General features: G+C 43.2%; 20 protein-coding genes and 1 pseudogene. 16 read left to right on the top strand and 5 right to left on the bottom strand.

The annotated features are described in order from the left end of the window. Positions 1-3 precede the first annotated feature (3 nt). Together egtB and EPL05_RS05900 are read left to right on the top strand one after the other, a co-directional pair. On the top strand, positions 4-1,158 hold the full coding sequence (egtB, locus tag EPL05_RS05905) for an ergothioneine biosynthesis protein EgtB (RefSeq protein WP_128533020.1): 1,155 nt from the start codon (positions 4-6) through the stop codon (positions 1,156-1,158). Between the two features lie 20 nt (positions 1,159-1,178). Beyond that, the gene (locus tag EPL05_RS05900) at positions 1,179-2,174 is read left to right on the top strand and encodes an L-histidine N(alpha)-methyltransferase (protein WP_128533019.1); all 996 of its coding nucleotides are present in this window, start codon (positions 1,179-1,181) and stop codon (positions 2,172-2,174) included. Positions 2,175-2,469: 295 nt separating this feature from the next. Here the strand turns inward: EPL05_RS05900 and EPL05_RS05895 are convergent, their stop codons facing one another. Continuing rightward, the gene (locus tag EPL05_RS05895; protein ID WP_128533018.1) at positions 2,470-3,048 is read right to left on the bottom strand and encodes a DUF4262 domain-containing protein; all 579 of its coding nucleotides are present in this window, start codon (positions 3,046-3,048) and stop codon (positions 2,470-2,472) included. Positions 3,049-3,145: 97 nt separating this feature from the next. Between EPL05_RS05895 and EPL05_RS05890 the strand changes: the two genes are divergently transcribed. The 4 genes from EPL05_RS05890 (at position 3,146) to prfA (ending at position 7,128) form a co-directional block, all read left to right on the top strand. Continuing rightward, positions 3,146-4,087: an SPFH domain-containing protein gene (locus tag EPL05_RS05890; RefSeq protein WP_128533017.1), complete on the top strand. Its 942-nt coding sequence runs from the start codon at positions 3,146-3,148 to the stop codon at positions 4,085-4,087. 22 nt (positions 4,088-4,109) lie between these two features. After that, entirely contained in the window at positions 4,110-4,670 is a 561-nt protein-coding gene (locus tag EPL05_RS05885; RefSeq protein ID WP_128533016.1) for a DUF922 domain-containing protein, read from the top strand. 44 nt (positions 4,671-4,714) lie between these two features. Beyond that, positions 4,715-5,473, top strand: a complete 759-nt coding sequence (locus tag EPL05_RS05880) for a UDP-2,3-diacylglucosamine diphosphatase (RefSeq protein ID WP_128533015.1) — start codon at positions 4,715-4,717, stop codon at positions 5,471-5,473. A gap of 581 nt (positions 5,474-6,054) precedes the next feature. Further along, on the top strand, positions 6,055-7,128 hold the full coding sequence (prfA, locus tag EPL05_RS05875) for a peptide chain release factor 1 (protein WP_128533014.1): 1,074 nt from the start codon (positions 6,055-6,057) through the stop codon (positions 7,126-7,128). On the opposite strand, the gene EPL05_RS05870 is transcribed toward prfA, so the two are convergent. Further along, positions 7,125-8,237: an acyloxyacyl hydrolase gene (locus EPL05_RS05870; protein WP_128533013.1), complete on the bottom strand. Its 1,113-nt coding sequence runs from the start codon at positions 8,235-8,237 to the stop codon at positions 7,125-7,127. The genes prfA and EPL05_RS05870 overlap by 4 nt on opposite strands. Positions 8,238-8,470: 233 nt before the next feature. On the opposite strand from EPL05_RS05870, the gene EPL05_RS05865 reads away from it, so the two are divergent. From EPL05_RS05865 to hisS, 8 genes and pseudogenes are all read left to right on the top strand, one after another. After that, the gene (locus EPL05_RS05865; protein WP_128533012.1) at positions 8,471-9,397 is read left to right on the top strand and encodes an FAD:protein FMN transferase; all 927 of its coding nucleotides are present in this window, start codon (positions 8,471-8,473) and stop codon (positions 9,395-9,397) included. Positions 9,398-9,581: 184 nt separating this feature from the next. Then, complete coding sequence (locus tag EPL05_RS05860; RefSeq protein ID WP_128533011.1) at positions 9,582-9,893, top strand: hypothetical protein; 312 nt, start codon at positions 9,582-9,584, stop codon at positions 9,891-9,893. Positions 9,894-9,915: 22 nt separating this feature from the next. After that, complete coding sequence (locus EPL05_RS05855) at positions 9,916-10,827, top strand: hypothetical protein (protein WP_128533010.1); 912 nt, start codon at positions 9,916-9,918, stop codon at positions 10,825-10,827. Positions 10,828-10,833: 6 nt separating this feature from the next. After that, complete coding sequence (locus EPL05_RS05850; RefSeq protein ID WP_128533009.1) at positions 10,834-11,517, top strand: response regulator transcription factor; 684 nt, start codon at positions 10,834-10,836, stop codon at positions 11,515-11,517. Positions 11,518-11,520: 3 nt separating this feature from the next. Further along, on the top strand, positions 11,521-12,849 hold the full coding sequence (locus EPL05_RS05845; protein WP_128533008.1) for a sensor histidine kinase: 1,329 nt from the start codon (positions 11,521-11,523) through the stop codon (positions 12,847-12,849). A gap of 216 nt (positions 12,850-13,065) precedes the next feature. Further along, on the top strand, positions 13,066-13,743 hold the full coding sequence (locus EPL05_RS05840) for an OmpA family protein (protein ID WP_128533007.1): 678 nt from the start codon (positions 13,066-13,068) through the stop codon (positions 13,741-13,743). Positions 13,744-13,935: 192 nt separating this feature from the next. Continuing rightward, positions 13,936-14,088, top strand: a pseudogene (locus EPL05_RS24600) (histidine--tRNA ligase); the annotation flags it as partial. A gap of 237 nt (positions 14,089-14,325) precedes the next feature. Further along, on the top strand, positions 14,326-15,708 hold the full coding sequence (gene hisS / locus EPL05_RS05835) for a histidine--tRNA ligase (RefSeq protein ID WP_208394685.1): 1,383 nt from the start codon (positions 14,326-14,328) through the stop codon (positions 15,706-15,708). Here hisS and EPL05_RS05830 read toward each other — a convergent pair. The 3 genes from EPL05_RS05830 to EPL05_RS05820 all read right to left on the bottom strand — a co-directional run bounded on the left by EPL05_RS05830 (position 15,705) and on the right by EPL05_RS05820 (position 20,375). Beyond that, positions 15,705-17,558 (bottom strand): sensor histidine kinase, encoded by a 1,854-nt coding sequence (locus tag EPL05_RS05830; protein WP_128533005.1) that lies wholly within the window; start codon positions 17,556-17,558, stop codon positions 15,705-15,707. The genes hisS and EPL05_RS05830 overlap by 4 nt on opposite strands. Before the next feature lie 156 nt (positions 17,559-17,714). Further along, a complete protein-coding gene (locus EPL05_RS05825) occupies positions 17,715-18,914 on the bottom strand; it encodes a DUF1501 domain-containing protein (protein WP_128533004.1) in 1,200 nt (399 codons plus the stop codon). A 78-nt stretch (positions 18,915-18,992) separates the two neighbouring features. After that, entirely contained in the window at positions 18,993-20,375 is a 1,383-nt protein-coding gene (locus tag EPL05_RS05820; protein ID WP_128533003.1) for a DUF1800 domain-containing protein, read from the bottom strand. A gap of 118 nt (positions 20,376-20,493) precedes the next feature. On the opposite strand from EPL05_RS05820, the gene EPL05_RS05815 reads away from it, so the two are divergent. Together EPL05_RS05815 and EPL05_RS05810 are read left to right on the top strand one after the other, a co-directional pair. After that, a complete protein-coding gene (locus EPL05_RS05815) occupies positions 20,494-22,449 on the top strand; it encodes a DUF3857 domain-containing protein (RefSeq protein WP_128533002.1) in 1,956 nt (651 codons plus the stop codon). A gap of 160 nt (positions 22,450-22,609) precedes the next feature. Then, entirely contained in the window at positions 22,610-24,535 is a 1,926-nt protein-coding gene (locus tag EPL05_RS05810) for a DUF3857 domain-containing protein (protein ID WP_128533001.1), read from the top strand.

The following is a 24,535-nucleotide window of genomic DNA, read 5'->3' as shown; positions in this document are numbered from 1 at the left end:
CCAATGGATTTAGCTGAATGTTACAAAAAGGTGCGCCAGCGTACCGAACAGATATGCGCCCCGCTGCAAACCGAGGATTATGTAGTGCAGCCAGTGGTGGATGTTAGTCCCCCAAAATGGCATATTGGGCACACTACCTGGTTCTTCGAAACTTTTATCCTGAAACCCTATTTTATGGGCTACCAGGAATACGACCCAAACTACAATTACGTATTTAACAGCTACTACGAAACCGTAGGGAACCGTGTTATCCGTACGGATAGGGGGAACTTAAGTCGCCCCACCGTTATCGATATACAACTTTATCGCAAATACGTGGACGATGCCATGCAGAATTATATTGCCTGCAACGAGTTAAGCGATGAGGTGCAAGAACTGCTTATATTGGGTTTCAATCACGAAGAGCAGCACCAGGAACTTTTACTGACGGATATCAAATTTATCCTCGGCAATAATCCGTTGTTCCCGGCTTATTCGCATGAATACGAAAAGCCAAAGGTTGAAGAAGCGGAAGATAAAGCCTTCATCAAACTGGAGGAAGGCGTTTATGAGATAGGTTACGAGGGAGAAGGTTTTGCTTTTGACAATGAACTGAACCGTCACAAGGTTTACCTGAATGCTTTTGAGATAAGCCCATCATTGGTTACCAATGCCGATTATTTAGAATTTATGAACGCCGGGGGCTATCACGATTTTCGGCATTGGCATGCGGCCGGTTGGGATTGGGTGAACACGAATAAGATTGAAGCGCCCATGTATTGGCACCAGATAGACGGCGAATGGCATTACTATACTTACCACGGTTTGGAGCCATTGCACCTGCACGAAACGCTTTGCCATATCAGCTATTATGAAGCCTATGCTTATGCCTCGTGGAAAAGCATGCGCCTGCCAACTGAGTTTGAATGGGAAGCTGCCGCAACACAATTTAATTGGGGCAGTCGTTGGGAGTGGACCGAAAGCTCCTACCTACCATACCCGGGCTTCGCGAAAGCGCCCGGTGCCATTGGCGAATACAATGGCAAATTTATGGTAGGGCAAAAGGTTTTAAGGGGTGCATCAGAGGTTACTTCGCCAAACCATAGCCGCATTACTTACCGAAACTTTTTTCAGCCGGAATTACGCTGGCAATTTACAGGCATACGCCTTGCAAAATAATAACATCACCATCTACCAATATGGAAAACACCACCACCTGCCAACAGCCATCTGCTAAACAAACCGATGTAACGGTCACGCAATTCTATAAAGATGTTTTAAAAGGGCTGCGCTCGGAACCAAAGCGCCTCGACTCGAAATACTTTTACGATGCCATTGGCGATAAGCTTTTTCAGGAGCTGATGAATTGCGGGGAATATTATCCAACCAATTGCGAACTGGAGATCTTTACCCAAAAAACCGCGGAACTTGCCAAGTCGATTATTGCAGGCGGCGACGCGTTCGATCTGATAGAATTAGGTGCCGGAGATGCCACAAAATCAAGCTACCTTTTAAAATATCTTATTGATGAAAAGGCCGATTTTACTTATTTGCCGATTGATATTTCGGGGAATGTAATATCCTATCTCAACATTACCCTGCCGGTTACTTTGCCGGGCATAAAAATAAACGGTTTGCAGGGAGAGTATTTTGAGATGCTGACAAAGGCCGCGTCTATATCCACTAAACGCAAAGTGGTGATGTTTCTTGGTTCTAATATTGGCAACATGGCAGTTGCCGAAGCCGAAGGGTTTTGCCGCGTGCTACGTCAGCATTTATCGCCCGGCGATATGGTACTGATAGGTGTCGACCTGAAAAAGAATCCTAAAACGGTGCTGGCTGCTTATAACGATAAGGAAGGCATTACCCGCCGCTTTAACCTTAACCTGCTTCAGCGTATTAACCGTGAACTGGATGCCGATTTTGAGGTAAACCAATTCGATCATTACCCTACTTACAACCCCGAGACCGGTGCCTGTAAAAGTTATCTCATCAGCCTGCAAAACCAGCAGGTTAAAATAAACGGAACGGAGAATATCTCCTTCGCCAAGGATGAGTACATCGATATGGAGATCTCCCAAAAGTTCACTTTGCAGCAAGTGGATAATATGGCAAGGTCTACAGGCTTTAAACCGCTTACCCAGTTGCTGGATAGCAAGGGTTGGTTTGTAGATGCGGTTTGGGTGGCGGAGTAAGGTTAATTTTCTTCGTAGAGACGCAATATTTTGCGTCTCCCGCGTTACCTGGATTTAAACCAATTTGTCATTTTTTTAATAGCAGAGACTGGTTTGTTTATGATTTCCGGTTCTTCAATTGGTTCTTCCTCTATATCGTCTTGTTCATATTCCCAGTCATCAGGCTGTTTCTCCAGGCGCGCCATCCATATTCTAAATGATGAATTTCATTAAGAGTTGGGTCCAGTTTCGTCATTTCCTCAAGCGAAACCAATTTTGCGTCTGCAAGGTTGGGGCTGTCGCTTGTATGAAATTGTCAGGCACCATCCGTATTATGGTAAGCGTAAAGTATCGGGTCACCTTCAAGTGCCTGCTTTGTAGTGTATACGCATACATTTCGCTCTTCTTTAAACTTAAAATCAGTATTCCGATCAAGCAATGGCTGCCTGAATTTCCAATCGGAGTCAAAGCTATTCTCCCATGGAAAAAATCCCTGCAAGTCAGGGTAAACCATTTGTAGCGCAGGGAAATTGAAATCGTTACCATAATACCAATTGGCATAACCCAGGTAATCCGGATAAAACTCTTTATCAACAGGGAGGAATTGGATGTTATGGCCTTCCAAAAAGTCGCTGTATGATTTTCCGGGAACTAATTTTTCGCCTTGTTTGATCAGGTCACAGGCGTGGTTGATCATACCTGACATCAACTCGGATTTGAGGTCGAAGCAGATGATTTCGGGATGATTAAAGTTTTGATGCAACCCTATCGAATAAACGAATGCCGGTAAGTAATCGCCCCTTTCAATCAATACAAGATGGCACCCGTATTTTTCAATATTTGCCTCTGCATTTTTCCGGACTTCATCTGTATGATGATCATGCTTGCATTCCATATTATTTGGCGTTAATCGCGATTCCAAGATAACGGAATTATTTTCATCTTGCGCCTCAAATAAATAAGTCTATATTTATTCAAATTATAAGCGCCAAATGGAAGCATCGTCAATTGTCTTTTATGTAATCATTTTCTTCATCTTTATCGTGGTGGTATCCTCCTTCGTTACCGTAAAGCAGGGAACCATCGCAGTGATAACCATTTTCGGCAAATACCGCCGCATATTAACGCCGGGCTTAAATTTTAAGATCCCTTTCATCGAAAATATATATTCTAAAATATCCATCCAGAACCGTTCGGTGGAGCTGGAGTTCCAGGCGGTTACCTTCGACCAGGCGAACGTGTATTTTAAAGCCATGCTGCTTTACTCGGTGCTCGATCAATCGGAAGAAGCCATCAAGAACGTGGCCTTTAAATTTGTAGACGAGCGTAACCTGATGCAGGCTTTGATCCGCACCGTAGAGGGCTCTATCCGTGCCTTTGTAGCCACCAAACGCCAAAGCGAAGTGCTGATCCTGCGCCGTGATATTGTTGAGCACGTAAAAGAACAACTGGATACCGTACTGGAAGGCTGGGGCTACCACCTGCAGGATCTGCAGCTGAATGATATCACCTTTGACGAAGTGATCATGAAATCCATGAGCCAGGTGGTTGCATCAAACAACCTGAAAGCGGCTGCGGAAAACGAGGGCCAGGCATTACTCATTACAAAAACAAAAGCTGCTGAAGCAGACGGTAACGCCATCAAAATTTCTGCCGAGGCCGAGCGCCAGGCGGCACAGCTGCGGGGGCAGGGTATAGCCTTATTCCGCGAGGAAGTGGCCAAGGGTATGACCATGGCCGCTAAGGAAATGCAGGGCGCCAATATGGATACCTCGGTTATCCTCTTCACTATGTGGACAGAATCTATCAAACACTTCGCCGAAAACTCTAAAGGCAACGTTATCTTCTTAGACGGTTCTACCGCGGGAATGGAGCATACCATGAAAGAAATGATGGCATTAAACCTTTTACAGCCAGATAAAGTCAAAAAGTAAAAATTTACTTAACGGCTTCTGAATGAGATTTAAACTATTATGTGCAGGCACGGTATCTGTGTTGTTGCTGCTTGCTTCTTCTACGCTTTTTGCGCAACAATTCAGACAATTAACGGCGGGTGATTTCCAGGGTACCCCACGTTTTAACAATCGTGGCGTTGTGGCTTATACCAATTGTACTATCGATTTTCGTTTCCAGGCATCGCGTGGCGATGATGAATACCGCCTCCATTTTACCGTCCGGCTGAATATGAACAGCGACCGGTCATGGATAGACCGCTCCCGCATTACTTCGCAGCAATCGCTTGCCGATATATTAAAGCACGAACAAGGGCATTATAACATAGCCTACCTGGAGCAGCAGGAAGTGTTGCGCGAAGTGAACCGTACACGCTTTTCTGCTAATTACCAAAACGAGGCCATGGCTATTTTTAACCGGATAGATGCCAAATACAAACAGCTGAATATTGATTACGACGACGATACCGAGCATAGCACCAATAAGCAGCAACAGCACAGTTGGGATGTTTATTTTGCTAAACGGATAGAAAACATGCCGCCGCTGAGCGCCAGGGTCTACTAAATGAGATTTGATGCTTTGGAATATTGCCGTATTTTTGGTGCTATATGCCAACCGGTAAAAATCTTTATTTCGCTTCCGACTTTCATTTAGGTGCGGGCGGGCACGCTTCTTCCCGCGAACGGGAAGATCGCATTATCCGCTGGTTGGATATGATAAAAGATGATGTTGCCGAACTGTTCCTGATGGGTGATGTTTTCGATTTTTGGTTCGAGTACAAAACGGTGGTGCCAAAAGGGTATGTGCGTTTTTTGGGCAAACTGGCACAATTAACCGATGCGGGCGTAAAACTGTACCTGTTTAAAGGCAACCACGATATGTGGATGTTCGACTATTTTGTAACCGAGCTCAACGCCACTATTATTCCCAACGAACTGGTGATAGAGCGTGCCGGGAAAAAGTTTTACCTGCACCACGGCGATGGTTTAGGCCCCGGCGATAATAAATACAAATTCCTGAAAAAGATTTTTCGCAGCAGGCTATGCCAGTGGCTTTTTGCAAGGCTGCACCCCAATTTGGGGATAGGAATTGCCAATGCCTGGTCGCATAATAGCAAGCTGGTTAACGCCCGGATAAGCGACGAAAAACTGCACCCCAAAGAGTGGATTGAGATCTACTCCAACGAAGTTTTACAAACCCAGTTTTACGATTACATGGTTTACGGGCACCGGCACAAGCCAATGGATATACCGCTCACCGGTACAAGCAGGTATATCAACATTGGCGACTGGATAAACTATTTTACCTATGCCGTTTTCGACGGGGATACACTGGAGTTGAAATATTTTAAGGAGAACCTCACCTAAACGGCGAGGTCCTTATGCAGTAGTCCTCTTCTTTGGAGAAGTTAAAAAGTGAATTTTCCTTTGGTGTGTAATGGCCAGGTAGAGATAATTTGTTAAATTTCTTTATGGTTTCATAATAAAAGATTTAGCATTTATGGTGACACTGTTATCGAAAAATGTGTTAACCCAACATGTTTTCAATATGTTGACTGTCAGTTTATTAAAAACTTAATATTGAAATTGTGTTAACTTTTGTTAACTTTTGTTAACCCTTGCCTCATACAAAAAATGTTTGAAGAGTAGTAAAAGATGGCAAAATTGAAGCGATTAATAGAAGGATCGATAAAATTGAATACGCTGTCTCTTATGGGGTTATCGCTCTTTGGAGAGGTTTGGGGTCGGTCATATCTATTTACAATCCGCTGAATAAATTATATCCCTTTATTTCTGTATTTTTGCATGTTTTTTGCACTGCACTGCGTAAACCAAACCCGATTGGAATGGAAAGTCTTTTTGGCTGGGCGCAGCAAAGGTAAAAAGGCTTGTAATAAAAAGCGGGGCTGGCATAACCAATTGGCACTGCACTTGATTTTCGAAATAAGATGTTAGAGAAATTAGAATTGATATTCCAACGCTGGAAAGCTGTAGAAGCTGAACTAAGCAGCCCTGACGCTATGAGCGACATGAAGCGTTTTGCCCAATTGAATAAGGAGTATAAAGACCTTGCTAAAATTGTGGATCAGTATAATGTTTACAAAAACATTATGAGCAACATTGACACCAATAAAGAAATTTTGTCTACCGAAAAGGACGATGAGTTCCGCGAGATGGCTAAAATGGAATTGGACGAGCTGTTGACCAAACAGGACGAGATGGAAGAGAGCATCCGTTTGATGCTGATACCGAAAGATCCGGAAGATTCTAAAAATGCCGTTATCGAGATCCGTGGTGGTACCGGCGGCGATGAGGCTGCATTGTTTGCAGGCGATATGTACCGCATGTATATGCGCTATTGTGAACGCCGTGGCTGGAAAACCGAACTGATCGACTATACCGAAGGTACTGCCGGTGGTTATAAAGAGATCGTGTTCAACGTAAACGCCGAGGACGCTTACGGTAACTTTAAATACGAAAGCGGCGTGCACCGTGTACAACGTGTGCCCGATACCGAAACCCAGGGCCGCGTGCATACTTCAGCTGCTTCGGTAGTGGTATTGCCCGAAGTGGATGAGTTTGATATTGATTTGCAGGTGAGCGATATCCGTAAGGATCTTTTCTGCGCGTCTGGCCCGGGTGGCCAGTCGGTAAATACTACCTACTCTGCGGTTCGTTTAACGCACATCCCTACTGGTATTGTGGCGCAGTGCCAGGATCAGAAATCGCAACTAAAAAACTACGATAAAGCGCTGGGTGTACTCCGCTCACGTGTATACGAAATGGAGCTGCAAAAGCACCTGGAAGAAACTTCTAAAAAGCGTAAAACCATGGTAGCAACCGGTGACCGTTCGGCTAAAGTACGTACCTATAACTACCCACAGGGGCGTTTAACCGAGCACCGCATTGGCTTAACCATATACAACCTTACCGGCGTAATGAACGGCGACCTGCAGGAAATTATGGAAGCTTTGCAATTTGCAGAGAACGCCGAAAGGTTGAAAGAAGGTACGGCTGCTTAATGCACCCGGAAGATTAAGCCACCACCCAGGTAATCACAATCGCTGTTGTGGATGTAAGCTTTCACTTGTAAAGCCATCCACGGCAGCATGTAATATTTTACGCCGGGGGTCCAGTAGGTGTTAATTTTGGTGGTGCTTTTGTAATGGAGGTAATACCCGTAGTTTGCCATAATAGCCAGCCGGCCCAGCCAGAGGTCGGCACCTACGCTAAGCCCGTAACGCCACCTATCGAACGATGTGCCATGATATTGGTAAGTAGGCTCCAAGTTAGTTTTGGGGTCGTTATCGGGATGATAGAGCGTAAAGTAATACACGGCATCGCCGCCTGCCTTTAAACTCAATACAGGGCTTAGCCGGTAATTATAAGCTGCCGAAAAGCCAGTTTTGTACAACCCCCCCTCAGCTTTTTGTATGCCACGGCGGCCCACATCAAAACCAAGCTCAAAAGAATGTTTATAAAAAGTGCTGAAGGCCTTACTGCTTGTTTGCGGCCCGGGTGTACTTAAAGTTTTAATAAGGCCTAATGATGTTTCCACCGTGTTAACCCCATTATTGGGTACCCTTACGGCGCCGTTGGAGTAATGAAAAATATCTATCCCACCCTTTAGCGTTATGGTGTTGCTCAAAGGGGTGGTTATGAACAACCCCGCTTGCGTACATAAATTAATGTGGCTGCCTATGAGCGGGTTTCCATTGGTAAAATAAGTACCCGTTGCATAGGCAAAACCCAGTGCGGGCGCAAAAACAACACGGGTGCCACCTGCTTTAATTATCGGGAACTCTAACCTCCCCATTAGCGAATAAACTTGCCCTATAGGCTGGGTTACAACGTTATTACTATCAATTACACTTACGTTGTTAAAATTACGGAAGCCGGCAACCACGTCAATAGCCTGTACGTTTAATAGGCGAATGTATGGGGCTTTGTTATTCCCCATATCAAAATGGTAGGCTGCTTCGGCACCACCTATGTGCCCTGGTGTTTTATAAAATTCAGCGGTGAATGTGCTTAGGCCATACAGGCCATTAAGCTCTAATTTATTATTGCTTTGGGCCAGCAAACGTGCAAACGAAAATAACAGGAAAACGACAAGCGCGAGTTTTTTCATGGATTGATGTACACAGTAGTCAGCTGCGCTAATGGTTCAAATTGATCGGTTGTTTTACATATATTGAAATATTTATATATATGTACCCCGCAAAATAATAATTTAATATCACTTTATAACCTTTTCATCTCAATTTCATAATGCCCGGTTATTTTAGCAGTGTTAAGTTATGTGCTGGCAATAATTTTTGTATCCGCTGTAACTTATTTTAACTGTACGTAATCTTTATGCATATGCTGGCAGTAAAAAGTTTAACAAGTAATAATTCGGTTTTCGCACGCGAAGCCCGCTTAATGGGTAATAGGTTCGGGATAAGTTTAGTGGCTAATGATGCCGCCTGGGCAGACGAACGTATAAGCGAAGCCGTTAATGAGATCAATCGTGTTGAAAAACTGTTGAGCACTTTTACAGATGACAGCAAACTGAACGAGATAAACCGCAACGCCGGTATCAGGCCGGTGCGTGTTGATGCCGAAATTTTTAAGCTTGTTGACAGAGCCCTGCAGATCTCTGACCTTACTCATGGTACTTTCGATATCACCTATCCCGCAACCCAAATAGTTGTTGCTGATACTAAAGCGGCTAAACGCAAGCTAAGCCTCACAAATTATAAAAACGTAGTGCTGGATGCTGCTAAGCAAACCGTGTTTTTAAAGAACAAAGGTATGCGAATTGGCCTGGGCGCTATTAGCCGCGGCTATGCTGCCGATAGGGCAAAATATATTTTACAGATGCAGGGTGTAAGCAGCGGTGTTATCAACGCCGGTGGCGATCTGCTGAGCTGGGGCCTGCAGCCCGATAATACTCCCTGGACCATTGGCGCTGCCGACCCTTCACAGGCGACACAGCCCTTCGCAGATGTAAACATCAGCAACATGGCAATAGCTACATCTTTCAATTCGGAAGAAATGTCAGTCGTAAGCAGTGCGAAACCTGCCGGCAGTATAAACCCGGAGAGCGGTTTCCCGGTTAGCAAAATTAAGAGCGTAAGCATTATAACCCCCGGCGCAGAACTGGCCGATGCTATGGCAACGCCTATTATAGCAATGGGCATAAACGCAGGCTTGTATTTAATAAACAAACTAAACCAAATGGCCTGCATTATTGTTGACGACCACGCCCGCGTTTACACATCAAAAGATATCAAATTAACGGTATAGGCACTTGGCTGCTTATATCGCTATTTATATATTTACCAATATTATAACCAAGCCTTTATAAGAAAATTTTTACCCCCAATTATTTACTGATGCATGCATTGGCGTTTAGCTTTTGTTGCATAGGTAATAAAGCTTTTGTTTGCCTCCTGAAATGATAAAGTGGTTTTTGTATATTGTACTCTTAATGATATCCGCACCACGCCTTTTATCCGCAAGCACCAACACTATTAATCATAAAACTTTTACTGGCTTTACTATACGTATAGGTGTTACCCCTGCGTTACAAAAGGATACCACCGCTAAGGCCAGGCAGCGTCAGCAGGAGGAGGACAAAAAGAAAATTAAAGAAGTAGCTAAAGCAAAAAAACAGCCCAAGCCCGAAAAAGTGGAGGAGATTGACCCGGCAACAGGCAAGCCCAAAGCTAAAACTAAGCGGCAGCGCCGGCCAGATGGTATGGAGCGACCGCCTGAGATACCAAGAAGAAATAATAATTAGTATTAAGTTTACAGCATTATTAATGAGATACTTCGGCATATTGGTTCTTTTAGTGAGTTGTAACGCGTTGAGCGCTGCAGTGGCAAAACCTTTGCTTATTGCAGCCTTGCAAACCCGTTTGGCTGCCGATACAGATACGGTTACCAAAACTCCTGCCGATACAACGGCCGCTGTTGTAAAAAAGAACTCCCTTTCCGCAGGCATAAATTACGGTAGCGACGCGCTTTTTTTTGGGCGTACCGGCCCAACCAAATATCCCTTTATGGCGGCCGACCTGGTGATAAACTATCAATCGGGCTTTTTTATATATGGTTCTGCATTAAAAGTGTTGGGCTATAAGCCTGTGGTAGACGAAATTGACGTGGGCGGCGGGTATTATTACCGGGTCTCCAAAAAGTTTACCGGCACCATCAGTTACACCCGGTTTATTTTTAATAACGAATCGGAGATCATTAAATCGGCATCATCTAATGATATCAACTTTAAAAACTCGTACGATTGGGGTCCGTTTAAAACCAGCGTCATAGGCGACTACCTTTTTGGCAAATCGTACGATGTATTTGCCACCATCAGCAATTCTAAATATTGGGAAAGCAGTTGGGGTATTTTTGACGATCAGGATTACCTGTCTATAAACCCATCTTTTAATTTTATTTTGGGCACGCAAAACTTTGTGCAGCGCTACTCTATCGACCATAAATACCGGCTGGAAGCAAATAATATTTATATCCGAAACGAAAACGGGGTTGGGGCGAGGGCAAATGCTAAGTTTACTATGCTTAATTACAGCTTTAAAGTGCCTATATCCTATAACAGGCCACATTATACTTTAGAGTTTTCGTACCGGTATTCTATCCCGGTGAATGTGGAAGGCGCGCTGCTTAACCGGCGCGAATCTTTTTATAACTTAACATTTTATTACGTTTTTTATTGATGCCTGATGAATGTTTTAATTATAGAAGATGAAAAGGCGCTTGCCTACGAAGTGGAGTTGTTTTTGTCAAAAAACAACTACATCTGCGAGGTATGTTTTAACGGTACATCTGCATCCGAAAAAATAGCGGTAAACCTTTATGATTTTATCCTGATAGACCTCGGCCTGCCCGATTATGAAGGACTCGACTTGTTAAAGGAGGCAAAAAAGAGTCGCCCCGAAGCGGCCTGTATCATTCTTACCGCCCGCGCGGAGGTTAACGATCGTATAAAGGGGCTGGACCTTGGCGCCGATGATTACCTTGCAAAACCATTCTCGTTGCTGGAGTTGCAAAGCCGTATGCAGGCGATTACCCGCCGCAAATTTGGCTTGGTAAACCAAACGGTAGACCTGGATGGCTTCCTGGTGAACCTAACGGACCGTACCATCACGCATTTGAGTAACACCGTTAGTACGATAACCAAAAAGGAGTTCGATCTCATAGCGTACCTCATTTTGCATAAAAACCGCACCTTAACCAGGGCGCAATTAAGCGAGCATATTTGGGGCAGCGTGGTGAACGACGATTACGACTCTAACTTTATTGACGCTCACATCAAAAACATACGCAAAAAGCTAAGCGTTTTTGCCGCTACCGAGTGGTTGGAAACCGTGCGGGGACTGGGTTACCGGATAAAAACAAACGTTTAAGTATTGAAACTTAAAACCAAACTTACGCTGTTTAATGCCATATCAAAATTGGTTATTGTAACCCTTTTTGTGCTGTTGCTGCCCTCTATTATCGAAAACATTAACCGCAATTACACCGATAGCCGCCTGATAAAACAAAAGGACAAGCTTTTGCAAATTGTTAAGGATAGAGGGATAAAAACTTACATTGAGGATGGCCAGAGCTACGGCAGTTACCTCCCGCTAAAGGAGGAATACATTAGTTTGGACGAAGTTGAACCCGATTACTATGCCGATACCATCCAAAATGAACCCCGTCTTGTGGAGCGCGATACTATTGGCTATCGCATACTTAGCCACACCTTTACGGTTGATAATAAAAATTACCTGTTGGAGATTGGGAAAAGCACCGAAACCATTGATGATACCACCGGGCCTTTACAGAATATCGCCTTCCTGATATTGTTGGGGATGATATTGTTAACCATCATTGCCGATCAGGTGTACTCCAACTATATTCTCGCGCCACTAAGCCGCATTATTCGCACCAAGCTGGTCGGTGCAAAGTTCCCGAGTTTTACATCTTACACGCAGGTTAAAACCAGCACGTCTGATTTTCAGCACCTCGATCTGAGCATCCATAAAATGATCGGGACCATTGAGAACGCTTTTCAAAAGGAACGTGAGTTTATCTCCAACGCCTCGCACGAATTGATGACACCGATATCTATCCTTCAATCGAAGATTGAGAACATGTTTGAGCAGGAAGATATTGGCGATGAGATGAAAGTGCGTATGCTGGAGATGCAGAAGATACTCAACAGGCTAAAAAGCATTACCAAAACCTTGCTGCTGATATCCCAGATAGAGAACGAACAGTTTTTAAAGGAAGATGAGATCTCGCTTACTTATATGCTTCAGGATCTGTATGAAGAGATCTCCATTCGCCTACAGGAGAAAAATATTGGGTACGCGCTGGCGCTCTCACAGGAGGTAACCTTGAACAATGTAAACAAGTTTTTGCTGTTCAACCTGCTGTTTAACCTGGTGAACAATGCTATCAAATACAATAAACCTGATGGTACGATCATTATCACGGGGGAGCGAGTGAAGAATTATTACACCATCAATATAAACGATACCGGCATTGGCATTGCTGCCGACGAGCTACCGTATATTTTTAACCGGTTTAAAAAAATAAAACAATCGCTTAAACAGGATAGCTTTGGCCTGGGGTTGCCTATTGTAAAATCTATAGCCGCCTTTCACGATATAGAAATACAGGTGCGCTCCGAACAGAGTGTGGGCAGTACCTTTACCCTCATTATACCTGCAAAATTGGTAAAGCAATAGTATTGCGCCAATTTTGTACTAAAATGCAGTCAGTCGTTAAATATGGCAGTTGCCGTTTCTGCTATTTTTTTACTTTTGTTTTCCTAAACATTAAAAAAATGTTGTTACACTATCATTTATTACCCTTGGTGATGGTTGTCGGTTATTAACCAAAAACTGTATAATTTGGCATTCACTTTGCAACGGTTCTGGTATATAACACATCAACTAAACAACATGAAGACTTTAAAATTAAAGATAGCTACGTTCAGTATTGCATTAGCTACGTTAGGCGTTTTGGGCGCTGGCTGTAATTCACTTACCAAAACACAAAAAGGCGCAGCTATTGGCGCAGGTGCCGGCGGTACCATTGGTGCAATAATTGGTAAAGCAGCGGGTAATACTGCATTAGGAGCTATTATAGGCGGTGCCGTTGGTGGTACAGCAGGTGCTTTTATTGGCCGTAATATGGACAGGCAAGCAGCCGAAATTAAACAAACCGTACCGGGTGCTACCGTTATCCGCGAAGGCGAGGGTATTTTGGTGAAATTCGATTCGGGTATTTTATTTGATACCGATCAATCTGCACTTAAAGCTGCCGCACGTACCAATCTGCAAAATCTTTCTGCATCGTTGGCAAACAACCCGCAAACAAATATTTTAATTGTTGGCCATACCGACAACACCGGGTCCGACGCTCACAACATGGATCTTTCTATCCGCAGGGCAGAAGCCGTGAAAGCATTCATCGCGGCCGGTAATGTTGCCAACTCCAGGTTGTCTACTTCGGGTAAAGGCGAAATTGAGCCGATTGCAGATAACACTACCGTTGACGGCCGCTCACAAAATCGCCGTGTAGAGATTGTAATTGTTGCCAACGAGCAAATGAAAAATCAGGCCCGCGCAGCACAATAAGATTAATAATAGAGATCAGTTAATAGTTTTACAAAGCCCCTTGCCAAAAGCAGGGGGCTTTGTTTTTGTAGCCGCCCAGCCCTTTCCAATGGCGAGGTAGGTTATGCATAGGGACAAGAAAGCCTTTTCCTTTGGAGGGGATTTAGGTGAGGCTTCGTACGGCACAAAGTTTGTTTTTTGTACCTTTGCGCCATGGCATCCATCAAACCATCTGTACCCAAGGGTACCCGCGATTTTTCTCCGGCCGAAATGGCAAAGCGTAATTTTATTTTTGATACCATTAAGGGCGTGTTCCGCAAGTATGGCTACCAGCAAATAGAAACGCCAACGATGGAGAACCTGAGCACCCTTACCGGGAAGTATGGTGACGAGGGGGATAAGTTGATATTTAAAATTATTGATTCTGGAGATTATACTTCTAAACTAATTAAAGACTTAATTAAATCGGTAAATAGCACTCGGATTGACGAGGACTTTATTGAATTGTTTAAAAGTATTGCCGCTGAATTAGCAGTAAGTTTTTTAAATATGGATGATACCGTATTCGAGGGGCGCATAAAACAGATTAAATCTAATTTGTTTATGAATTTCCATTCGGATATTTTATTAGCGGAGATAAAAAAGCAGGAGTTTGTTGAATCTATTAAGGAAGCGTTTGTTAAATACCTTTTCTCAAGGAATGATAGCCTCAAAAAGAATAATGTAAAGAATCGCCTTGAACATTATCGTTCAATAAAGAATACTCAATATAAAGAAGATACAGTCAAAACAGACTTTATTCGGGCTGTTAATAGTTACTATAGATTGCGAACTGTTATAAAATTTGAAAAATTCATTAATAAACAACTTTCTCCAGCAAGCATTACCAGTTCCATTTCCGAAAAAGCCCTCCGCTACGATCTCACCGTGCCTTTTGCTCGTTACGTAGTGCAGCACCAAAACGAAATCACCTTCCCGTTCAAACGCTTCCAGGTGCAGCCGGTTTGGCGTGCCGACAGGCCGCAGAAGGGACGTTACCGTGAATTTTACCAATGCGATGCGGACGTGGTCGGCTCCGCTTCTTTATTAAACGAAGCTGAGTTTGTGATGATTTATGATGAGGCTTTGAGCTTGTTAGGCCTGCAAGATTTCACTATAAAAATAAATAATAGAAAAATACTATCAGGAATAGCACAAGTTATAGATAAATATGATAGTATTGTTGATCTTACTGTAGCCATTGATAAGCTGGACAAAATAGGCCTTGATGGCGTTATAAGGGAGCTTTTAGAGCGCGGTTTTACAGATGCGGATATTGATAAATTAAAGCCCGTTATTTTGCTGGAAGGCAGCAACGAGGAGAAATTGCGAAAACTCCGCGAAGCTTTGAAAACTTCGGAAATAGGTTTACAAGGTTGCGAAGAATTAGAAACTGTATTTAACTATTTAAAATATACGCCTCTTAAAAAGGCGGTGTTGGAATTAGACATCACCCTTGCCCGTGGACTTAATTATTACACCGGCGCTATCTTTGAGGTGAAGACCAACGAAGTTGCCATGGGCAGTATTGGTGGTGGCGGCCGTTACGACGACCTTACCGGCATGTTCGGTTTAAAAGGTTTAACCGGGGCGGGCATCTCTTTCGGTGCCGATCGTATTTATGATGTGTTGGAAGAACTAAATCTTTTCCCTGCATCTGCAGAGCAAAGTACCCAGGTGCTTATTATAGCCTTTGATACCCAGGCCGAAATTTACGCTTTGCCCTTACTGCAAAAACTTCGCGATAGCAACGTAAGTGCCGAATTGTATCCTGCAGGTGCTAAGGTTAAGAAGCAAATGGATTACGCCAATAACAAGCAGATCTCCTATGCCGTGTTAATAGGCAGCGACGAAATGCAAAGTGGTTTACTTGCCTTTAAGAACATGGAAAGCGGTGTGCAGGAGAAATTATCTGCCGAGGACATTTTAGCGCGTTTGACTGATTAGTTAAGGTAAACTTTAAAAGTTGTCCCTTTACCCAATTCGCTGCTCACTTCTATTTTGCCTCCGAAAGATTCTACCTGGTTCTTGGTAATAAAGAGCCCCATACCCCTGGCATCCCTGTTGCCGTGGAAGGTTTTGTACATGCCGAATAATTGATCTCCGTTTTTCTTAAGGTCGATGCCGATGCCATTATCGGCTACGATAAAACCCTGCCTGCCGGTTTGCTCCTCGAAATACTCGATGGTTATTTTGGGAGGATTGGTTAAAGAGCGGTACTTGATGCCATTGCTCAATAAATTAAGCATAATGCTTTCCATATAGGCCGGGCTATAAACCAGCGAGCGGTCTTTTGGGATGCGGTTATCTATTTCCACCTTCCACATAGCAATATCATTGCTTAATAGTTCTATCGCTTTTTCCGCATAACCGTATAGATTCACTTCGGCTGTGTGGATGTCTATGTTGGTTTGTATAGAAACCACCTCGTTTAAATTCGCAATAGTATCATTCAACTGCTCAGATACTTTTACCAAATGGCCGGATAGCTCTACTTTTTCTTCCTCGTCGGTATTCGGGTCGCTCAGGACATCCATTATCATTTTAAAATTGCTGGAATGCGTACGCAGGTTATGCGATACAATGTAGGCGAAATTCAGCAGTCGATTATTTTGGCCGCTGACCATATCAAGCGTTTCGCGCAGCTGCGCTTCTTTATTCTTTTGCTCGGTGATATCGGTATGGGTGCCTATGATACGGACAGGCTTATTTTCGATGTCGTATTCCATTACCTTGCCTCTATCAAGTACCCATTTGTAGGTATTGTCTTTACATAAAACACGGTGTTGGTTTGCGTACATTTCCTTTTGGCCACTTAAATGTGCTTTGATGTCAGCTATATAGTTCGCGCGGTCTTCCGGATGTACGCGGCTTGTCCAATCGCCAAGCTTATTGCCAAAATCCTCGTTCTCCATGCCTATCATACGCAAGCATTGCTGAGAATGGTAGATGGTGCCGTTTTTTATATCCCAATCCCACAGCCCCCCGCCCGATCCTTCCGACGCGAATGCCCAGCGGCGCTCACTTTCTCGCAGGGCCTGTTCCGCTTTTCTACGTTCCGTAATATCTTTTATCTGCGATACAAAGTAAAGCGGGTCGTCGTCCTCGTCCCGCACTAACGATACATTTAACACTACCCAGATAGTTTTTCCGCTTTTGGTAAAATAGCGTTTTTCCATCTGGTAGTTCTTAATCTCATTGTTAAGCGTTTTTTGCAATAAGCTAAGGTCGGCCTCCAGGTCGTCGGGGTGGGTTATCTCCTGGAAAGTTTTGGTGATCAGCTCATCGGCGGTATAACCCAGCATGGCGCAGATGCTGCCGTTTACTTTAAGGAACAGGCCATCGGTAGAAACCAGCACCATGCCTATTGAAGAGTACTGGAAGGCATTCCTGAATGTTTCCTCGCTTATCTTAAGGCTTAGTTCGGTCTTCTTTTTTTTGGTTATATCTGAATGGCAACCCACCATGCGCAAAGGTTCATCCCCATCCCATTCTATTACCCGGCCTGTAGTGTTTGTCCAAACTATCGAGCCATTTTTATGCTTGTATCTAACGTCAATATTATAAGGTTTCCGGCCGTGGCTTAAATAATGCTCAGTTACACATTTATCCATAAGGGGGCGGTCCTCTTCTACAATGAGCTTAGCCCAGGTATCTGTAGAATTTGCCAGCTCATGATCCTGGTAACCGAAAATGGCCTTAAATGCTGGGCTAAGCACAACCGTATTTTCTCTGACGTGGTAATCCCAATACCCGGCAAGGGTTTCTTCAAGGATAATTTTGTAAATATTCTCCATTAATGGCAGGGGCTTTTAGCGGCAGTATATTTTTATGTAAAATACAACAATAGCGCTAATTAATGAAAAGTACTTACAGGAATGATTTTTAAGTGAAAATCTGTTCCGGCAAGGGGTTTCAATGCGAAGAGATGTGCCTGTGGTGACAACGATTGGCTATACAAAATTTAACCCTGCAAAATTCCTGTTCAATACATGGCTGTTGTTCACGTTGAGCCATTTGTCAAGCAGGGTGGCATAAACGTCCCTAAAATCTACCTCATATTTCAGGTCGCCATTGTCTAACTGGGCCAAGTTTGGCGCGTTGTTATAAATGCCTTGCTTTTTAAGCTTGCCGCCAAAAATCATTATGTTATTGGCGGTGCCGTGGTCTGTACCGTCGCTGGCGTTTTGCTCCACTCGGCGGCCAAACTCCGAGAAGGCCATCACCAGCGTATCATCCAGTTTATCGGCTTGCTTCAAATCTTTTACAAAGGCAGCGACTGCATCGCCATAAGTTTTTAATTGCCTGCCCTGCTGATTTTGCTGGCCGGTATGGGTATCAAACCCACTGAGTGATACATAATATACCCTTGTTTTTAAACCGGCGTTAATGAATTTTGCAACGCTTTTTAGCTGGTTGGCGAATGCTGTTTGCGGGTATAAGGCGGTGGTATTATACGTTTTTGATGTTTGCTGTATATAATCTGCCGAGGAGTAGGTCTCTATCATGGTTTTATACAGGTAGCCTAAATTATCCTCGTTAAGGTTGGCGCTATTATGCTGATGTACCAGTTGTTTAAAAAAAGGGTCGCGCGTGGCTTGGTATAATTTAGCCGGGTTTTCTACAGCAATCCCTTTCATTTTAGCACCCTTCATAGCCAATGATAGTGTGTCGTCCACTTCAATAGCAGTGTATGGGTCTGTACAGGTGCTGCAGTTCGAATCGAGATAACGCCCGATCCAACCGGTGGTTAAAAATTGGTTTGCATCGCTACCTGTTTGCCATATATCCATGGAGCGGAAGTGCGACCTGTCCGGGTTAGGGTATCCTACCGAATTGATGATACTCATCCAGCCCTGGTCGTAAATTTCTTTTAATGCCGATAGGTTGGGATTAAGCCCCTGCGCATCGGTGAGCTTTATAATATCCGGCTGTTGTATGGCAATGGTTTTACGTTTTTGATAGTAGATGTCATTTCCAAAAGGCACAATGGTGTTCAATCCGTCGTTCCCGCCAGATAGCTGTATAATAACCAGGTTTTTATAGCCCGACATATCGCCCATGGCTATTGCTTCCAATGGTTTTAAAAACGACGGGATTAGTAATGCACCCGAAGCCAACGTTGTGTTCCTTAAAAAATCCCGCCTCTTCATAATCTGTTTAATTAGTGAATTAAATAAGTTAGTGAATTAGCGATTGTTGTTTTTTAAACGCCCTAATTCCCTATTTCCTCAGCAAAGCTGATATTCTGGTGTTGATGCCAGTTCTATCACCAAAGTTTTTATATCAGTAGTTTTATTGATGATCTCGGTAATGTTGCTGCTAATACTGGTGGCCAGTATGGTTTGTGCGATAGTAGTTTTGCCGGTGCCCTTGGGAATGCTGTTTAAAAACTTATCCCAATCGGCCTGGGCCTGCACCTTGGTAGTTACCGCCTCTTTTTGTTTGCGGGTGGTGGCTATAAAAGCCTCGTCCTCCGGGTCAACCTTGCCGCTAAATTCAATTACCCCACCGTTTAATACGGTTGATGGGATCTTGATCCGATACATCAGCGAGGAGCTGTCTATCCAATTCCTGCCACCAGGCCAGCCGGCCACGTTTGGCGGATAAAACAGCACCTGCCCCAAGGCGCGCTCAAATTGCAAAACTACATCAGGGTTTTGGTAGGTGATGTAAAACTGGCTATTAAGCCCCACAATAAATTCAACAGGGGCTTTTATCAGGTTGCCTATGTTTTTATCAGCATAAAACCAATCGGCAGTAAAAACAAATTCCAACAATGGTTTAAGCTCGTAATTGTTGCTGTAAAACACATCTGCCATTGCGCTTATATGCAAGTCATCGGGTGCCTCGTTCACAAAGTATTTGTATAACTTAGTGCAGATGAAGCGCGCCGTCTCTTTTTTGGTAAGCAACATATCGATGATGTCCTCTCCGTTAAAGTTGCCGGTATTGCCTAAAAAAGTTTTAGGCCCGGTATCGTGCAATGCGGGCCGGGCAATAAAACTGCCTTGCTTATTAAAGCTCCAGCCTGTAAAAGCCCTTGCCGATTCTTTTACATCCTGTTCGGTGTAGTTGCCACGGCCAATGGTAAAAAGCTCCATCAGCTCACGTGCGAAGTTTTCGTTTGGGTGGTTTTTTTGGTTTTGCTGGTTATTTAAAAATTGCAGCATAGCCGGGGCTTTAGATACCTCCAACAGCAGCGTTTTAAAATTGCCTACAGCGTTGTTCCGCTGTATATTGTTTAATTGCTGTGCATGCCAGGCATTTTGGGTGCGGCAAGCGAAGTGATTATGCCAAAACAAGGTCATTTTTTCCCGGAGCGGAGTATTTCTGGTGCTCATTTTATTTATCCAGTCGATATTAAGAGCCTTCTCTTGCTGGCGCTGCTCCTGCAGAAACATCTTTTTAGTGCCTTCGTTTGCCAGCAGAAAATCCTTATAACTGATGTTCGCTGCTATGATATCGACAGGGATAATGTTCTCTGATGCTTTAAACAATCCGGCTACTGCCTGCTTAACAGATAAGTTTTCTACTTGCTTCAACTCCTCAAAGCGGATACCGAAGCCCGCCCGCGCATATAAATGCCGGATGTGTTTTACACTGCTGATCATGTACTTATGACAGGTAAAAGCGGCGAGAGTTTATTTTATTTTTAATTAAAAAATTTGGCGGTAATGTGAAATATCAAAACCGGGTGCTATATTCGTGTGGCCTAACCTAATTAGCTATATGACCAAAACCTTTACACTCATCCTTGCTTGTGCAATTACCTTAACTGTTAAAGCGCAAACCATTCCAACAACCCAAACATTCGGCAAAATAGATAAAGCCGACCTCGAACTGAAATCATGTGATTTTGAGATGGATGCCAATGCCATGGTTTTGTTTAATAAAGGTGAAATAAGCTATGATAGTAATTTCGACCTTTCGATGGAACGGCACGTGCGAATTAAGATATTTAATGATAAAGGTAAAAACCAGGCGAACGTAAGGTTGGAGTACTTTAGCGGCGGGCATGTGGAGTATATTAATGGTGTGCAAGCGCAAACCATTAATTTGGTTGACGGTAAACCAGAAATAACTAAAATAGATAAAAAACTTATTTATACCGAGTTGGTTGACAAAAGCAGGTCGGCTTTGGTATTTAGCCTGCCAAATGTAAAAGCAGGTTCGGTAATCGAGTATAAATATGTATTAAATACCAACTCAATCGCCAATTTTCCCGATTGGTATTTTCAGGATAAAATACCGTCGAGGTATAGCGAGCTTACTACTATAATACCCGAGCAGCTTTATTTCAGCCTCAAAACAAATGTCACCCAACCCTTTATCAAAAATAGTGAAGAAAGTGATGCCCGTACTGCTAATGGTGTTACTTACAAGATGCAAAAAACAACGAAGGCGATTGCTAATATACGCTCATTGCCCGATGAGCCATACATGTCATCATTTGTTGATAACTTGCAATCGCTTACTTACCAGTTAGTGTCTATGCAGCCAGTTGGCGGCGTTATTAAAAAGTTTACAGATTCCTGGCCAAAGGTTGGTGGCGTACTGGCCGATGATAGCGATTTTGGTATGCAGTTGAAACGGAAGCTTGAGGATGAAGAAGCTATAATAGCCAAAGCGGCCGGTTATAAAACCAATGAGGAGAAGATAGCTTATATTTTTAGCATAGTTAAAGATGCCATGAAATGGAACGGCTCCAATAGCTGGTATACAAACGAAGGTACAGTTAAAGCTTGGGAGAAAAAAACCGGCAACGCGGCAGAAATTAACCTCATTTTATATCACTTGTTAAAAAAAGCAGGAGTGCCGGTTTACCCAATGGTAGTAAGCTCCCGCAATCATGGTAAGGTTTCGTCTTATTACCCTTTTTTGTATCAATTTAATAAAGCTGTTGTTTATGCCGAACTTGGCGATAAAACCTTTGTGTTGGATGCAACTGATAAGTTTAATATTTATAAAGAAACCCCCGCTTCGCTATTAAATTCTCAAGGGTTATACATAGATAAGGATAAAGGTATTTTTGACTTGGTACTGCTTAAAAAAGAAGAGCCGGTAAGGCAGGTGACTTTAATAAACGCGGAGATTAAGCCTACGGGCAAAATGCAGGGGACGGCGCAAATAAACAGTTTTAGTTACAACCGTATCAGCAGCTTAAGCCGTTTTAAAACCGACGGCGAAAAAAAGTATATTGAATTCCTGACAGATAATAGTAACAATTTAAAGGTTACATCGCTCAAGTTTGATAACGCGGAAGTTGATACACTCCCGCTTAAACAAAATATTGATTTTACGCAGGAATTAACCGGGTCTGATGATAACTATATTTATTTTAATGCAAATCTTTTTACCTCGTTACGTACCAATCCGTTCTTAAGCGAAGGCAGGGCTACAGATATAGAATTTGGCTATCATAACAATTATCTTATCAGCGGTACTTTTACCATACCTGCTAACTATAAAGTAGATGCTTTACCCAAGCCCGTGAATATGGCGATGCCTGATAATAGTATTGTATTCAAAAGGGCGGTGTCTAATGAGGGAGTAAATATTGTTATACGCTATAGTATCGATTTTAAGAACGCAGTGTATAGCCGCGCTAATTATGCCGAATTTTACGACTTTAACAAAAAGATGTACGAATTCCTGAATGGGCAGATCGTATTGAAAAAATCCTGATAACTGTAACGTTAGAAATGCCAATTGGCACCTGTAAGGGCAAGCTGGTTTTACCAGCTAAAAACGGTTGTTTTTCTATCTTATAATTACAAAGGTGTTCCGAATATTATTGAATCCGCGCTGTATATATTATATTCGTGTGGCCTAACCTAATAGCTATATGACCAAAACCTTTACACTCATCCTGGCTTGTGCAATTACCTTAACTGTTAAAGCGCAAACCACTCCAACAACCCAAGCATTCGGCAAAATAGATAAAGCCGACCTCGAGCTAAAATCCTGTGATTTTGAGAAAGATGCAAACGCCATGATCTTATTTGATAAAGGAGATGTGTTTTTCGACCAACAGTACAACATTATCTACAACAGGCACAAGCGAATAAAGATCTTTAATACCAACGCCAAAGATGAAGCCAATATCCGCATAGAATATTACAGCGCAAACCGTGAGGAATATATCAGTGGGCTACAGGCCCAAACCATTAACCTTAACAACGGCAACGTTGAGATTGTAAAAGTTGATAAGAAGCAGATTTTTACGGAGGCGATAGATAAATTCCGCTCGGCAATGGTGTTTTCTTTTCCTAATGTACAAGCAGGATCGGTATTAGAGTTTAAGTATAATCTTACCTCAGCCAATGTGGGCGATTTCCCCGACTGGTATTTTCAAAGCCACCTGCCAAACCGTTACAGCGAGCTGCAAACCACTGTGCCGGATATTTTGTATTACAAAAACCTGGAGAGCAGGTACCAGCCATACGCGGTAAATAAAGGGGATGCAGGCGGTACCCAGGTAAGGGCCATTGCCAATGTGCCTTCTATTCCCAATGAACCTTTTATGACCTCCCGAGAAGATAACTGTGAACGCCTGCTTTTCCAATTGCTAAGCATCAGGGGCGTGGGAGCCGCTTCGCAGAACTTTTCTGATACTTGGACCAAGGTGGGCACAAATCTGATGGAAAACGATTATTTGGGCGGCCAGCTTGGCAAAAAACTAACTGGTGAGGAAGCGATCATCGCGAAAGCAAAAACAATGAAAACAGATGATGAGAAAATAGCCTACCTATTCGCGGAGGTTAAAAACGCCATGAAATGGGATGAGCACTATTACAAATTTTCGGATGATGGTATCAACAAAGCATGGGACAAAAAAACCGGAGGCTCCGGCGAGATTAATATGATGGTTTGCCATTTGCTGAAAAAAGCAGGCGTGAAAGTGTACCCGATGATTGTAAGCACCCGTGGTAACGGGAAGGTAAACCCAGGCTATCCTAACTCCTATAAATTCAATAGCCTGGTGGCGTATATACCGGTAGACAGCGCAAAATCTTATGTGCTTGATGCCACTAATAAGTACAACCTGTACAACCAGATCCCATCTAACCTCCTCAACACATTCGGGCTGGCACTGAATAAAGATGCCAACAGCTACGAAATGACCTTTCTGCAAAACCAAAAGGCGGTTAGACATTTTGTTTTGGTTAATGCAGAGATAAAACCCGATAGCAAAATATCGGGTACGGCCAGCCTAGTATACTATGGCTATAAAAAAGTAAATGCCGTTGAAAAGTACAAAACAGACGGGGAGAAGAAATATATAGACTATTTGAGGGATGATAACAACAGCATGAAGATCTCGAATATTAAGATGGAAGATATGGATGTTGATACGTTACCGTTGAAACAATCTTTGGATTTTGCCCTGGATCTTACCGGATCTGACGATAACTATATCTACTTTAATCCCAATGTGTTGGGTGCCGCCAGGACAAGTCCATTTTTAAGCGTGAACCGCCTTACCGATATCGATTTTGGTTATCGCAACGGTTTCACGCTGGTTGGTGCCTATAAAATACCGGCGGGATATAAAATAGAATCGCTGCCAAAAAGTGCGAGTATGGCTATGCCCGATGCCAGCATTACTTTTAGGCTGATAATTGCTGAGCAGAATGGCACGATAGCCGTGCGTTACGTTATCGACGCAAAAAAATCGATGTTTTTTAAAGAAGACTACCCGGATTTTCATGAGTTTTATAAACGCATGTACGAAATGCTGAATGAGCAGATCGTTCTAAAAAAATCATAG

It is taken from the genome of Mucilaginibacter gilvus (assembly GCF_004054195.1).
Lineage (GTDB): Bacteria > Bacteroidota > Bacteroidia > Sphingobacteriales > Sphingobacteriaceae > Mucilaginibacter > Mucilaginibacter gilvus.
The sequence above is the reverse complement of the archived record's forward strand: the minus strand, read 5'-3'. Positions and strand labels throughout refer to the sequence as shown.

What these genes read in the sequence shown, in the direction of transcription:
- egtB (WP_128533020.1), top strand. Translation starts at nt 4, where the DNA reads ATGGATTTAGCTGAATGTTACAAAAAGGTGCGCCAGCGTACCGAACAG.
- EPL05_RS05900 (WP_128533019.1), top strand. Translation starts at nt 1,179, where the DNA reads ATGGAAAACACCACCACCTGCCAACAGCCATCTGCTAAACAAACCGAT.
- EPL05_RS05895 (WP_128533018.1), bottom strand. Translation starts at nt 3,048, where the DNA reads ATGGAATGCAAGCATGATCATCATACAGATGAAGTCCGGAAAAATGCA.
- EPL05_RS05890 (WP_128533017.1), top strand. Translation starts at nt 3,146, where the DNA reads ATGGAAGCATCGTCAATTGTCTTTTATGTAATCATTTTCTTCATCTTT.
- EPL05_RS05885 (WP_128533016.1), top strand. Translation starts at nt 4,110, where the DNA reads ATGAGATTTAAACTATTATGTGCAGGCACGGTATCTGTGTTGTTGCTG.
- EPL05_RS05880 (WP_128533015.1), top strand. Translation starts at nt 4,715, where the DNA reads ATGCCAACCGGTAAAAATCTTTATTTCGCTTCCGACTTTCATTTAGGT.
- prfA (WP_128533014.1), top strand. Translation starts at nt 6,055, where the DNA reads ATGTTAGAGAAATTAGAATTGATATTCCAACGCTGGAAAGCTGTAGAA.
- EPL05_RS05870 (WP_128533013.1), bottom strand. Translation starts at nt 8,237, where the DNA reads ATGAAAAAACTCGCGCTTGTCGTTTTCCTGTTATTTTCGTTTGCACGT.
- EPL05_RS05865 (WP_128533012.1), top strand. Translation starts at nt 8,471, where the DNA reads ATGCTGGCAGTAAAAAGTTTAACAAGTAATAATTCGGTTTTCGCACGC.
- EPL05_RS05860 (WP_128533011.1), top strand. Translation starts at nt 9,582, where the DNA reads ATGATATCCGCACCACGCCTTTTATCCGCAAGCACCAACACTATTAAT.
- EPL05_RS05855 (WP_128533010.1), top strand. Translation starts at nt 9,916, where the DNA reads ATGAGATACTTCGGCATATTGGTTCTTTTAGTGAGTTGTAACGCGTTG.
- EPL05_RS05850 (WP_128533009.1), top strand. Translation starts at nt 10,834, where the DNA reads ATGAATGTTTTAATTATAGAAGATGAAAAGGCGCTTGCCTACGAAGTG.
- EPL05_RS05840 (WP_128533007.1), top strand. Translation starts at nt 13,066, where the DNA reads ATGAAGACTTTAAAATTAAAGATAGCTACGTTCAGTATTGCATTAGCT.
- hisS (WP_208394685.1), top strand. Translation starts at nt 14,326, where the DNA reads ATGAATTTCCATTCGGATATTTTATTAGCGGAGATAAAAAAGCAGGAG.
- EPL05_RS05830 (WP_128533005.1), bottom strand. Translation starts at nt 17,558, where the DNA reads ATGGAGAATATTTACAAAATTATCCTTGAAGAAACCCTTGCCGGGTAT.
- EPL05_RS05825 (WP_128533004.1), bottom strand. Translation starts at nt 18,914, where the DNA reads ATGAAGAGGCGGGATTTTTTAAGGAACACAACGTTGGCTTCGGGTGCA.
- EPL05_RS05820 (WP_128533003.1), bottom strand. Translation starts at nt 20,375, where the DNA reads ATGATCAGCAGTGTAAAACACATCCGGCATTTATATGCGCGGGCGGGC.
- EPL05_RS05815 (WP_128533002.1), top strand. Translation starts at nt 20,494, where the DNA reads ATGACCAAAACCTTTACACTCATCCTTGCTTGTGCAATTACCTTAACT.
- EPL05_RS05810 (WP_128533001.1), top strand. Translation starts at nt 22,610, where the DNA reads ATGACCAAAACCTTTACACTCATCCTGGCTTGTGCAATTACCTTAACT.